Genomic DNA, 13864 nt, shown 5'->3' with positions numbered 1-13864 from the left:
ATGAAATTCATTAAATAGCAGACTTAAATAACGATTTTTCTAAAATTTCAACTACATCCAATGTCTGAATGGTTTCATCAACTTCTTTGGCTTTTGTTCCATCGCTCAGCATTGTTAAGCAATATGGACAGCCACTGCTAATGACAGTTGGGTTCACTTCTAGTGCTTGTTCAGTTCTGGCAACATTTACTCTTGTGCCTACATGTTCTTCCATCCACATTAAGCCGCCACCTGCACCACAGCACATTCCGTTTTCACGGTTACGCTCCATTTCAACTAGCTTCACGCCAGGTATAGCTCGTAAAACGTTTCTTGGCGCTTCATAAACTTCATTGTAACGACCTAAATAACATGAATCGTGGAAAGTAATGGTTTCGTTCACTTCGTATTGAGGCTTGATTCGACCTTCTTCAATCCACTTTGCCAATACTTCTGTGTGATGGTAAACCTCTGCCTCTAAACCAAATTCCGGATATTCATTTTTAAAGGTATTGTACGTATGTGGATCAATGGTCACGATCTTTTTGACGTTATGCTTTTGGAACAATTCAATGTTGGATGTCACAAGCTCTTGGAATAAAAATTCGTTACCAATACGGCGTGGTGTATCGCCTGAATTTTTCTCTTTGTTGCCGAGGATCGCAAACTTAATTCCCGCCTCGTTCATTACTTTTGCAAATGATTGAGCGATCTTCTGACTACGGTTGTCAAAGGAGCCCATCGAACCAACGAAGAATAAGTACTCAATTTCTTCTCCGGCTTTCTCCATTTCTTTCACTGTTGGCACTCTAATATCTTCACGCATATCCTTCCAATTCTCACGCTCTTTACGGTTAATCCCCCATGGATTTCCTTGGCGTTCAATATTCGTGATTGCGCGTTGAGCATCTGCGTCGAGCTTTCCTTCTGTTAAAACTAAATAACGGCGTAAATCAATGATTTTATCAACATGCTCATTGGCAACTGGACATTGGTCTTCACAGTTACGACATGTTGTACATGCCCAAATTTCTTCTTCTGTGATCACATCACCAATTAACGCAACATCGTAGCCAGCTGCAGCTTCCTGTCCGCCTGCTCCTTGCATCGCTAATTGGTTTGCTTTTGTATTATTGAAGGCAAACGCAGGTAACCACGGTTTTCTTGAGGTTACAACAGCACCTTTTTCTGTTAGATGATCACGCAGTTTAACGATTAGATCCATTGGTGACAAGAGCTTTCCTGTTCCAGCTGCAGGACACATACTCGTACAGCGACCACACTCTACACAGGCATATAAATCTAATAATTGCTTTTGGTTGAAATCTTCTATTTTATTGATACCAAATACTTCTTGGTCTTCATCTTCGAAGTTAATGGAAGCCAATTGACCGACCTTATGAGTTCTACCTAAGTAAACGTTTGCAGGACCAGCAATTAAATGGGCATGCTTTGATTGTGGAATATACACTAAAAATGTTAGTAAGAATAATAAATGCGCCCACCAGAATATGAAGAATAATACCCCTGCTGCTGTCGCTCCAATCCCACCAGCAATTGTGGCAATTGATGCTGCAACTGGTTCTGCCCAAGAAATGCTCTTCTCAAGCCAGATAATTTCCATACCTTTAGCAAGTAATTTTGAAATCATTAATCCACCAATAAAGATAAGTACAAGACCTGACTTAAAGTTACGCTTTAGTCGAACAAGCTTCTCTACATAACGACGGTGAAAAGCCCAAACGACGGCAACAATAATCATTAAAACGACAATTTCTTGGAAGAATGTAAAAATTGGATAAAGTGGCCCTAAAGGAAAATGAGAGCCCGTTGCAAGCCCTTTCCAAATTAAGTCAATAGCTCCTAGCTGAACAAGGAGAAATCCGTAAAAAAGCATGACATGAATGAGACCACTTTTTTTGTCCTTCATTAGTTTTTTTTGACCAAAGACATTCACTAAAACTTCATTAATACGTTCCTTCGTTGTTTTGTTCCATTCGGCTTTTTTTCCTAGTTTAATAAATTCGTAACGAGTTTTAACCAAGGTGACAAAAAGAAACCCAGCGTAACCAGTTACAACTAAAAATAAAGCCCAGTTGACATATACAAATGCATCCATTCCAACAACCCCCTTCAGTGTATGTAAGTGAATATTAAGAAAATACTAAATTTAATTACTATTATAACATAAAAGTTTTTGTGAATGAGCATTCAGTCGATTATTTTTTAAAAATTTTTTACTCTCCTTTATACAACATTCCTGGCAAACTAGGACAAACTAATTTGTAACCTTAAATTAAGGAGGCCTTCTATGTTACTTATGACGATAGTAGCGATTATATTACTACTTATCACTTGGTTCTGGATAGATTTTAGATTAGGTTTAAAAAAGCAACGTCAAGAAGCAAAAAGGTATGTTCAAGAAATTCGCAATGGCCAATGTGAAATTCTTACTTCGGGGCACGATTTGTATAAAAAAATGATTACCGATATCAACTATGCTGAGCATCATATCCATATGCTTTTCTATATCTTTCGTGATGACCATATTGGAACACAGGTGTTAAAGGCTTTAAAGGAAAAAGCAAAAGAGGGTGTAAAGGTTAGACTTCTCATCGACCGTGTCGGTTGTAGCATCTCGAAAAAAATGCAAAGAGAGCTGAAAAAAGCTGGAGTATCCTTTGCTCATTCTCACCCTCCAAAGTTCCCTTATCTATTTTTCACCTTAAATCGCCGAAACCACCGAAAAATTACCGTTATAGATGGTCACATTGGTTATATTGGTGGCTTCAACGTTGGTGATGAATACTTAGGTAGAGATCCGAAGTTTGGCGATTGGCGTGATATTCATTTGCGAATTGAAGGTGACGGTTGTCAGGACCTGCAAGAACAGTTTTTAGAGGATTGGACAGTGGCTACTAAAGAAAAAATCACCCAACAGCAATACTATCCTCCTTTGGCTAAAGGACTACACGAATTAAAAATCATCCCATCAGATGGTGCTTTTCTTGAAGAATCGTTTATTGACTTTATTAAGGAAGCTACGGATTCGATTTATATTGGAACACCGTACTTTATTCCTGGTAAGGAAATTAAGACTGAGCTGATTGCCGCAGCGAAACGGGGCGTTGATGTTAAATTAATCATTCCAAAACAAGGTGATCATCCCTTAGTAAAAGAAGCATCCTTCCCTTACTTTCAACCTTTGCTCGAAGCAGGTTGTGAAGTATTTCGGTATTACCGTGGCTTTTACCACGCAAAAACGATTATCATCGATAAAAAAATATGTGATATTGGCACAGCTAATGTCGACCCCCGTAGCTTCCATATTAATCATGAAATTAATTGTCTCATCTTTAACAAGGAATTTATTAAAGATGTGATTGAAGTAATGGAACACGACATTTCAATTTCAGAGCGCTTAACGATTGAACAGCTCAAAAACCGCTCCTTCTTCCATAGAAGTAAAGAAAAGATTGCTACAGTATTTGCGCCACTTCTATAAAGTTATGAATTCAAATTATGAATTATGAATTGGTGAAAGCTGTTTCAGAGGAGCTTCTCCTTTCTACACAATTCATAATTCATAATTACAAATTATCTTTTATATGGTAAGATGAATATAATAAAATACATGTAAATTTTCAGGTACTGCTGTCGTCCTTTATGGATGGCAGCATTTCGTCATTTTAAGGGGTAATGACTTTGATTGTTCTTCTCAATTGGATGAAAAAAAAAGGCTGTTTTCGCAAAGTTTGTTGCTTCTAGGTCGTCTTTTGATAATAAACAACGTGTGAAGAACCAAGCATTCGCTTGGTTACGACCTAAAAGCTATCTTTTAGAAAGGCTCTTTTCGTAAACATTGTGGCTTTTTAACGTAAAATAATTGGAAAAATGCCTTAGATGAAGATATCACTCAATAAATTGAGTAAGAAAAGAGCACTACTTACTAAATAAGTTGTGAAATCTTAGTTTTTTTGTGTAAAAATCCGGCTTTTGGGATTTTTACGAAAGCAACAACCTTTGCGAAAACAACCTTTATAAAAGAGCGAAAAATAAAAAGGAGATGACAAATATGGGAGAGAGTATTGGTTTAACGAAGGCAGAGCCTGTAGCGACTGAAAAGTCGTTATTTCAAGAACATCAGGAATTAATTTTCGCTATATTTGGAGGGCTCTTTTTAGGCGTAGCGATTGTCTTACAAAACTTAGAGTTTCAAACGTTTGCGGTTGCTGCTTTTTTACTATCATATGTGATTGGTGGTTTCTTTAAAGCCAAGGAGGGTTTTACTGATTTAGTTGTTGAGCGTTCTTTAAACGTCGAGCTACTGATGATTTTGGCAGCAATTGGTGCGGCCATTATCGGTTATTGGGCTGAGGGCGCCATCCTAATCTTTATTTTTTCGTTAAGTGGGGCTTTAGAAACTTACACGTTAAATAAGAGCCATCGTGAAATTTCTGCTTTAATGGAGTTACAACCTGAAGAAGCTACGGTCCTTGTTGGTGGTACTGAAAAAGTTATTGCTGTTACAGCTTTACAAGTCGGTGACCAAGTATTAGTGAAGCCAGGTGAGCGAATTCCAACAGATGGAAAAATTAGCAAAGGGCAAACGACCATTGATGAAGCTGCGATCACTGGGGAGTCCATGCCTGTTGTCAAAAAAATCGACGATCATGTTTTTTCGGGTACAGTAAATATGAACGGTGCAATTACAGTTACGGTAACAAAAACAAATGATGAAACCCTTTTTCAGAAGATCATTGAGTTAGTTCAAACAGCAAAAGACGAAAAATCTCCTTCTCAACTTTTTATAGAAAAATTCGAAGGAACTTATGTCAAAGGAGTATTAATTGTTGTAGCGCTAATGATGTTTTTACCACATTACTTACTAGGTTGGAGCTGGACAGAAACGTTTTATCGAGCGATGGTCATGCTCGTTGTTGCTTCACCATGTGCCCTTGTCGCTTCAATTATGCCTGCAACGTTGTCTGCCATTTCAAATGGCGCTAGAAATGGCATTTTGTTTAAAGGTGGCGTTCATTTAGAAGCATTAAGTTCAATCAAAGCGATTGCTTTAGATAAAACAGGAACGTTAACGAAAGGGAAACCTGAAGTAACAAATGTGATTGTTAGAGATGGGGCAGCTGTTAAGGAATTTTTATATACGGTAGCGTCGATCGAAAGCCATTCAACTCATCCATTAGCTGAAGCCATTGTGAACTATGCTAAAAATGAAGATATATCCGTGCTAGCTCAACCAGATGATGTAGAAGATATAACTGGGTGGGGGATTACCGCTACTTTAAATGAAAAAAAATATAAAGTTGGGAAACGAAGCTTTATCGGTGACGATGCGGCTGACCAATTTTTTAAGGAAGAAACTGAAAAACTATCAATCTCAGGAAAGACATTAGTATATGTCGCAGACGAAGAAGGGATTTACGGAATGATTGCCCTTCAGGACACTGTTCGTGATGTCGCAATCGAGGCGATCCGTCGTTTTCATGAAGCAGGGATTTACTCAATTATGATAACTGGTGATCATGAGAAAACTGCTCAATCAATTGCCAAAGAAACAAACATTGATGAGTATATCGCAAACTGTTTACCTGAAACAAAGGTCGAGGAAGTAAAAGAGTTAAAAAGGCGATATGGTTCGGTAGCCATGGTTGGAGATGGGATAAACGATGCCCCAGCCTTAGCTGTTTCTACCGTCGGAATTGCGATGGGAACAGGAACTGATGTGGCGATCGAAACTGCCGATATCGTACTCGTAAAAAATGATCTATCAAAAATTGCTAAAGCTATTGAACTATCAAAACGAATGAATCGTATTATTAAACAAAATATTATCTTCTCACTCTCAATCATTGTCCTTTTAATTATCGGTAACTTCCTTCAACAAGTATCACTACCTCTAGGAGTCATCGGCCACGAAGGCAGCACAATTTTGGTGATATTGAATGGGTTGAGGCTATTGAGAGGATAGTTTTGAGTTAGGAGTGTTGAGTTTTGAGTTGCTTTTTTAGTTTTGAGTTAGGAGTGTTGAGTTTTGAGTTGCTGATAGTACCGCTTCGAAGCCTTTCTTCCAATAACTCATAACTCATAACTCATAACTCAACACTCAACACTCTAAACTTCAATCTTTTTCTTAATAAAATTATAAATCACCTTATTCAATTCAAGGCTTTTCTTTGTTGGAATTTGGTGTTTAACGTCTGAGATGTAGACGATGTCGACGTTTGTTTTTACTTTTTCTAAAAAGATGTCTTGGTAATGGTGAACGTAATGGTCGTTAGCACCGTAGACAAGTAGGAGTGGCACATTTAGCTGATGAAGGCGATCGGTTGATTTATAATGCAATCCTTCATTGTACATATGACGCAACACTTCTGGGTCGGTTTTCTTTACGTAATCCTCAAGCTCAAGCTCAAAAAGCTTGGAACGGGTATGAGCCGTTGCTAAAGCAAAGGACATCAGTTTTATAAGCTTAAATTGGGCTGCATAAATGCCTAAGCGAAATTCATTTCGCAGCAAGAAGCTATTCACTTCGGAAAAACCACCACAAAGAATCACACCACTTACTCGGTCAGGAAATGATAAAGCAAATTCCTGAGCAATCGAACCACCATTTGAATAACCACATACAACAACCTTGCTGACACCTATTTCATCTACGACAGCTAATAAGTCTTCAACAATGAGAGACATGGTTATTTTTTCAGCTTTATTTCCACTTCTACCATTCCCACGCAAATCGACTGTAATGATTTGAAAATGATCGGCCAAAGGACGTTGTCTTTTAAACGTAACATGACCCATGGCTGGGGGATGGATAAATAAAATCGCCGTCCCTTCACCATAGGTTTCATAGTAAATTTCAGTTGTATCTTGATGAGTTGCAAAAGGCATTAGTATGTACACCACCAACGTATATTGATAGTGATATTGTTTACCTAGATCCGAAATAGTATTCTACTTTGTGATTAGTGGTAAAAGTAATGCAAATGCCTTGTAGCCAAGGAAAATACCGATAATACCCATGATACCTGATAATACAGGTGGAGCTGGGATTGGTAAGCGAAGTAATGCAAAAATAAAGCCTACAATTGAACCTGCTAGTAATGCCATAAAAATTTCATTCATGAAGTTCACTTCCTTTTATTGAGTTAAAAATTCTTACTTATTGTAACACGTCTGATGTCAGACAACCATAGTAAAAAGAAGAGGGAAAAATATTTCCCTCGACAATCGCATTTTACATTTTTTCTGGAGCGGATACTCCAATTAAAGCTAGTGCATTTTGAATGGTTTGTTGAACAGCTTTCATTAACGCTAAACGAGCCTTACTCTTTTCTTGATCATCTTGATCAAGAACTTTTTCTGCATTGTAAAAAGAGTGAAGTGCTGCTGCTAGCTCATATACGTAATTCGTAATTCGATGTGGCGTTAGTTTGTTGGCTGCATCTGCTACTGCTTCTGGAAACTCACCTAATTTTTTCAATAGGTCAAATTCTTTTTCGCTTTGAACTAGTGAGAAGTCAGCGTCTAGACTAATCGGTACACCCATTTGTTCACCTTGTCGTAGCATACTGCATACTCTGGCATGAGCGTATTGCGCATAAAATACTGGATTTTCATTTGACTTCGAAACGGCTAGATCCATATCAAAGTCTAACTGAGTGTCAGCACTACGCATCGCAAAGAAATAACGAGTCGCATCAATGCCTACCTCTTCCATTAGGTCACGAAGCGTAATTGCATTTCCTGTACGCTTGCTCATTTTCACTTTTTCACCGTTTTGGTACAGAGATACCATTTGGATGATCTCAACATCTAACTGATCTTTGTTATATCCTAACGCTTGGATAGCTGCCTTCATTCGTGGAATATACCCATGATGGTCAGCACCCCAAATGTTAATCAGTTTCTCAAAGCCACGTTCTAATTTATCGCGGTGATAAGCAATATCCGGCGTTAGATAAGTGTACGAGCCATCATTTTTAATTAATACACGGTCTTTGTCATCTCCATAAACTGTAGATTGGAACCATGTAGCACCATCTTTTTCATAAGTTTCGCCTTTTTCTTTAAGAAGATCGAGGGTTTCAACGACTTTACCATTTGTGTAAAGCGATGTTTCTGAAAACCAATGATCAAACTCAACACGGAACTCTTTTAAATCGTTCTTTAGTTTTTCGAGCTCTTTCTTTAGACCATAATCACGGAAAAATGCTAAGCGCTCTTCTTCAGAGTCATTAACGAAGCGATCGCCAAATTCGTCTGCTAAATCTTTACCGAAGCCAACAATATCTTCCCCATGATATCCGCCTTCTGGCATTTCAGCTGGTAGGTCTAATGCTTGCATATATCTTGCTTCAACGGATAACGCTAGGTTGTTAATTTGGTTTCCTGCATCATTAATATAGTATTCTCTAGAAACATCGAAGCCTGCTTTCGCTAAAACGTTACAAAGTGAATCGCCAACAGCCGCACCACGAGCATGTCCAAGGTGCAGGCTACCTGTTGGATTAGCAGAAACGAACTCGACTTGCACCTTCTTTCCGTTCCCTACATTTGTTTGTCCATAATCAGTACCGGCTTTTAAAATTGCTGGAATTAAGTCTGTTAAATAGCTATTGTCCATATAAAAATTAATAAATCCAGGTCCAGCGATTTCAATTTTTGAAATTGAAGCATTACCTTTATCAAAATTAGCCACTAGCTCCTCAGCAATTTGACGTGGCGCTTTTTTAGCGACTCGCGCTAGCTGCATTGCAGCATTCGTCGCATAATCACCATGTGTTTTGTCTTTTGGGATTTCCAAAACAATATCAGGAATTTGTTCGATTGTAGCTAGTCCAGCTTTTTGTATTGATGCACGAATTTCCTGCTTTAAATTTTCTTTTACTTGCTCAACAGTATTCATTCCTATTTCCTCCTAAAGTCAATCGTTACTTCATAATCTCCTGCAAATTGAGATTGCATATGTAATTGATAGATAAGCTGTACCGAACCTACTCCGGTTTCTTCATCAATGTTTGTACGGATCTTATTAGTCGTCGTGTTCATCAGCATTGTCCCAAATGAACTTCGATAAACACCTTCAGTCATTTCTCCTTGCAAAAAAAGTTGCTTCATAGAGACAGCGCCCTGACGGATCACAGTCACTGCACTATTTTCATCAATTTTTACAATTTGATTTACTGGGCCTACGTCTTGATTGTCCTCTTTAAATTGAAGGTAGAGACCACTAGCTTTTCGAAACAGCCGTCCCTCGGTAGCAAGATCGTTGACTTGCCTAAGATCACCATCTGTAATCTGTGTTTTCATTGCAACAGAAACTAAAGTCCCTTCTTGATTAGCCAATATAATTCATCCTTTTAGACCAATATGTTTACTGGGCGTGGACTTTTAATCAAAAATGTCCACGCATGGTGTCAGACACCTATGAAAAGACACCATCGAAAATTCACTTCCCCATTATACAGTAAAGAAAAAAGAGTTTAAAGTTAGATTATAAGCTACGAAGCACCGCTTTCACAACTTTACTCTCTAAACTCTAAACTCTAAACTATGTTTACTTCACCCAACCTAATAATATTTCACGAACAAATTTACTAGCAGCAATTTGTGTTTGTTCTGAATGGTCATAAACTGGTGCTACTTCTACTATATCAGCACCAATGACATTGATATTCGTATCGGCAATTAAGTGAATTGCTTGTAAAAGCTCTTTTGATGTAATTCCTCCTGCTTCAGCTGTTCCTGTTCCAGGAGCTGCTGATGGGTCTAGTACATCAATATCAATGGTTACATAAACATTTCTACCAGCTAACGTTGGTAGGACTTGTTTTAATGGTTCAACAACATCAAATTTGGCCATGTACATGCCTGATTCTTTTGCGTACTGGAACTCTTCACGCATTCCTGAACGGATTCCGAATGAATAAACATTTTGTGGTCCAATTAATTCACATGCTTTACGAATTGGAGTGGAGTGGCTTAATGGTTCTCCTTCATAGTGTTCACGTAAATCAGCATGTGCATCAATATGAATAATGACAAAGTCATTGTATTTTTTCTTTAACGACTTGAAAATTGGCCATGACACTAGGTGCTCTCCACCAAGACCTAACGGGAACTTATTGTCAGCCAAAAGCTTGTCGACAAATTCTTCGATCATATCAATGCTTCTTTGGGCATTTCCAAACGGAAGTGGAATATCTCCAGCATCAAAGAAGTTTACCTCTTCCAAATGGCGGTCCAAATATGGGCTATATTCTTCTAATCCAAGAGAAACCTCACGTATTCTAGCTGGGCCAAAACGAGACCCCGGGCGAAAACTCACCGTAAAATCCATTGGCATTCCGTAAAGAACGGCCTTACTTTCTTCATAAGTACTATTTGTTGCAATAAAAACGTTACCTGAATATGCTTCATCAAAACGCATGTTAAATGCCTCCTATTTAATTAGATCTTGAACGAACTTCGGTAAGGCAAATGCTGCTTTATGAAGCTCTTTTGTATAATATTTTGTCTCAATATCATGGAAACGCTCTTCTTCAACCTCAAGCGGATCATATTTTTTCGAGCCAATCGTAAAAGTCCAAAGTCCACTTGGGTAGGTTGGGATATTTGCTGTGTAAAGTCTTGTAATCGGGAAGACTTCCTTCACATCTCTTTGTACATTCGTTATCAAATGACTATGGAACCACGGATTATCGGTTTGCGCAACGAACACACCGTCTTCTTTTAGGGCTTTTGCAATTCCTTCATAAAAACCTTTCGTAAACAGGTTTACTGCAGGTCCAACTGGCTCTGTAGAATCAACCATAATTACATCATAAACACATTCACTTTTGGCAATATGCATAAAGCCATCATCTACTTGAACATCGACGCGAGGATCTTCTAAAGTTCCAGCAATGCTAGGTAAGTATTTTTTCGAATACTCGATGACTTTTCCGTCAATCTCTACTAATGTCGCTTTTTCAACAGATGGATGCTTCAATACTTCACGAATAACTCCGCCATCACCGCCGCCTACTACTAGGACATGTTTCGGATTCGGATGTGTAAATAAAGGTACGTGAGCTACCATTTCATGATAAACAAACTCATCTTTTTCTGTAGTCATGACCATTCCATCTAAAATTAACATGTTGCCAAACTCAGCAGTTTCTACCATATCTAACTTTTGAAATTCTGTTTGCTCTGTATGTAATGTACGTTTAATTGCTGCTGTAATTCCAAAATGCTCTGTTTGCTTTTCTGTAAACCAAATTCCCATTTTCATTCACCTCTTTAATAATTTTCTTTCTTTATCATTCCCTAAAAAAGGAGCAATAAAGCTTTTTTCAATAATTGCACTATAAAAAACCCGGCTAATTAGTCCCGAGTTAGTTCGTTGCACTATAGATTGTCCATTTGTACTACAAAGAAAGTATATATGACTTTCTTTAAAAATCAAGGAAAATATTCCTTCAATTTCTTTATCATGTTTTTTAAGTATAAAAAAGCCAACTAAATCCAAGAATGGATGGTAGTTAAGAGTTTAGAGTGTAGAGTGTAGAGTGTAAAAGTTGTTTTGTTTGTCTGGCTTCGTAGCAAAGCTAGAGAAACTATAAACTCTACACTTTACACTCTACACTAAACAGTAAAGGGTGGATACGATGGAAGTCATCACTAGAAAAAAATATCATAGAAGAATCGGTCTAACTAGAAGGCTTATTAGGTTAGCGTTAGTTACCGCAATCCTAATTATGGGTAGCCTAGTTGGCCTCTTAACATATGCAAAAATGCAGGGACCACCACCTTTACAAGTCCAAGAAACGACAGTCTTTTATGGGAATGACGATTCTGTTATTGGACAGCGTGTTGTTGGGCAAAATCGGCACTGGATATCTTTAGATGAGATGAGTCCAGCAATTATCGAAGCGACGATTGCCATTGAAGATCGAAAGTTTTTTAGCCACTTTGGCTTCGACCCTGTCAGGATTGGTGCAGCTGTATTAAAGAATGTCCAAAGCGGAACAAAGGCTCAAGGTGCTAGTACCATTACTCAGCAATATGCGCGGAACTTATTTTTGAGTCATGATAAAACATGGAAACGGAAGCGCGATGAAGCGATTTATGCACTCCGACTTGAAATGAACTATACAAAAGAGGAAATCTTAGAGGGCTATTTAAATACTATCTATTACGGTCACGGTGCCTACGGCATTGAAGCTGCAGCGAATTATTATTTCCGAAAAAGTGCTAGCGATTTAAATATTGCAGAAGCAGCGATGCTTGTTGGGATTCCAAAAGGGCCGCTGTACTATTCACCTCTTCGGAACTATGAACGGTCAAGAGGGAGACAACAGCAGGTTCTAAATGCAATGGCTGCTGAAGGTTATCTCACTCCACAGGAAGCTGAAGACTTTTATCGAACGCCGTTAATTCTAGAACATGAAACAACCTCGAATTCAGCGTCGATTGCTCCATACTTTCAAGATGTTGTCTACCAAATCCTAACCGATCGGTATGGATTAGACCCGCAACTAATTGAGGCTGGAGGCTTACAAATATATACGACTCTTGATCCAATTATGCAAGAAAAAGCCGAGAAGTGGGTCGAAAAAGAGCTTAAGGATACTGAGTTACAAGCTGCTCTTGTTGCCATCGATCCTCGCAACGGGGACGTCAAGGCAATGGTAGGTGGGAGAAATTACCAAGAAAGTCAATATAATCGTGCAACTATGGCGCCGAGAGCTCCTGGTTCAACAATCAAACCACTTTTATATTATGCTGCCTTAGAGAATGGCTTCACACCAGCTACTCCATTAACTAGTGAGGAAACAACCTTTATTTTTGATGATGGTCGGGAAACATATGAACCAGCCAACTTTGGTCATAAATATGCAAATGATTTTATGACACTTGCGAAGGCTATTGCTTTATCTGATAATATTTACGCAGTGAAAACACATTTTTTTCTAGGGTTTGATCAATTAATCGAAACAGCACATAGACTAGGGATAACAAGTACGTTACGTGAGTATCCTTCATTAGCACTTGGCTCAGAGAATGTCCGTGTTTTAGAAATGACGAATAGCTACAGCGCCTTTGCAAATGGCGGAAAAAAGGTGGAGCCTCGTTTCATTACAAAAGTTGTTGACCGCAACGGAAAAGTTTTAATAGAACAAGAACCGGTTCTAGAGCAGGTACTTAACCCAGAGTTAGCTTATGTAATGACAGACTTGATGACCGGTATGTTTAATTTAGACCTTGGCAATAGCGTAACTGGAAGAAGCGTCATGCACCTTGTTAACCGACCAGTTGCCGGAAAAAGTGGAACTACCTTATCAGATAGCTGGATGATTGGCTATACGCCACAACTGCTAACAGGTGTATGGACTGGTCACGATGTAGGGCGAGAACTTGTAAGCCCTGAAACACAATATGCTAAGCGAATTTGGGCTAATTTCCTTGAAGATGCTTTAACTGATAAATTAAAGCTTCCTTTTCCAAAGCCTGCAAACGTCGTTGCCATGGCCATTAATCCTGATACTGGTCGCCTTGCAACCGATGCATGTCCTGTGCAGCATGTAAGCTATTTTGTCAAAGGAACTGAGCCGATAGAATATTGCCAAGAACACTTGAGTAACCCAGAAAGTGTAGAAAAAGCCAAAGAGGAAATTGCTGAAATTGAAGAGGCAAAAAAGGAAAAACTCATGGATCGCTTAATTAAGTGGTTTAAGAGTAACTAAATAAATGAAAAAGGTGCCAACCTTGAGTAGGGGTTAGCACCTTTTTGTGTCCTAGTATAAAAAGTATTTATACTTATTCTAGTTTACTTATAGTGTAAACAAAAAACAAGTTCTTCACATTTTGTTCACAT

10 protein-coding genes are annotated in these 13864 nt (G+C 38.5%); 3 read left to right on the top strand and 7 right to left on the bottom strand.

The window, feature by feature from the left end:
• Positions 1–10: 10 nt before the first annotated feature.
• Positions 11–2098: a (Fe-S)-binding protein gene (locus H1D32_RS22080; protein ID WP_261180357.1), complete on the bottom strand. Its 2088-nt coding sequence runs from the start codon at positions 2096–2098 to the stop codon at positions 11–13.
• A 192-nt stretch (positions 2099–2290) separates the two neighbouring features.
• Between H1D32_RS22080 and cls the strand changes: the two genes are divergently transcribed.
• The gene (cls, locus tag H1D32_RS22075) at positions 2291–3484 is read left to right on the top strand and encodes a cardiolipin synthase (protein WP_261180356.1); all 1194 of its coding nucleotides are present in this window, start codon (positions 2291–2293) and stop codon (positions 3482–3484) included.
• Between the two features lie 570 nt (positions 3485–4054).
• The gene (locus H1D32_RS22070; RefSeq protein ID WP_261180355.1) at positions 4055–5968 is read left to right on the top strand and encodes a heavy metal translocating P-type ATPase; all 1914 of its coding nucleotides are present in this window, start codon (positions 4055–4057) and stop codon (positions 5966–5968) included.
• Positions 5969–6111: 143 nt separating this feature from the next.
• On the opposite strand, the gene H1D32_RS22065 is transcribed toward H1D32_RS22070, so the two are convergent.
• From H1D32_RS22065 to speE, 6 genes are all read right to left on the bottom strand, one after another.
• Positions 6112–6891, bottom strand: coding sequence for an alpha/beta fold hydrolase (locus H1D32_RS22065; protein ID WP_261180354.1), 780 nt, complete (start codon positions 6889–6891; stop codon positions 6112–6114).
• A 63-nt stretch (positions 6892–6954) separates the two neighbouring features.
• Positions 6955–7125, bottom strand: a complete 171-nt coding sequence (locus tag H1D32_RS22060) for a XapX domain-containing protein (RefSeq protein ID WP_261180353.1) — start codon at positions 7123–7125, stop codon at positions 6955–6957.
• A gap of 112 nt (positions 7126–7237) precedes the next feature.
• A complete protein-coding gene (gene argS / locus H1D32_RS22055; RefSeq protein WP_261180352.1) occupies positions 7238–8908 on the bottom strand; it encodes an arginine--tRNA ligase in 1671 nt (556 codons plus the stop codon).
• A 2-nt stretch (positions 8909–8910) separates the two neighbouring features.
• Positions 8911–9348, bottom strand: a complete 438-nt coding sequence (locus H1D32_RS22050) for a YwiB family protein (RefSeq protein WP_261180351.1) — start codon at positions 9346–9348, stop codon at positions 8911–8913.
• A 211-nt stretch (positions 9349–9559) separates the two neighbouring features.
• Complete coding sequence (speB, locus tag H1D32_RS22045) at positions 9560–10432, bottom strand: agmatinase (RefSeq protein WP_261180350.1); 873 nt, start codon at positions 10430–10432, stop codon at positions 9560–9562.
• Positions 10433–10444: 12 nt separating this feature from the next.
• Positions 10445–11272 carry a spermidine synthase gene (speE, locus tag H1D32_RS22040; protein ID WP_261180349.1) on the bottom strand — a complete coding sequence of 276 codons (828 nt, stop codon included), beginning with the start codon at positions 11270–11272 and terminating at the stop codon, positions 10445–10447.
• A gap of 382 nt (positions 11273–11654) precedes the next feature.
• Here speE and H1D32_RS22035 point away from each other — a divergent pair, with 382 nt between their 5' ends.
• Complete coding sequence (locus H1D32_RS22035; RefSeq protein ID WP_261180348.1) at positions 11655–13733, top strand: transglycosylase domain-containing protein; 2079 nt, start codon at positions 11655–11657, stop codon at positions 13731–13733.
• Positions 13734–13864: the final 131 nt, after the last annotated feature.

This window comes from Anaerobacillus sp. CMMVII, assembly GCF_025377685.1.
Classification (GTDB): Bacteria; Bacillota; Bacilli; order Bacillales; family Anaerobacillaceae; genus Anaerobacillus.
The sequence above is the reverse complement of the archived record's forward strand: the minus strand, read 5'-3'. Positions and strand labels throughout refer to the sequence as shown.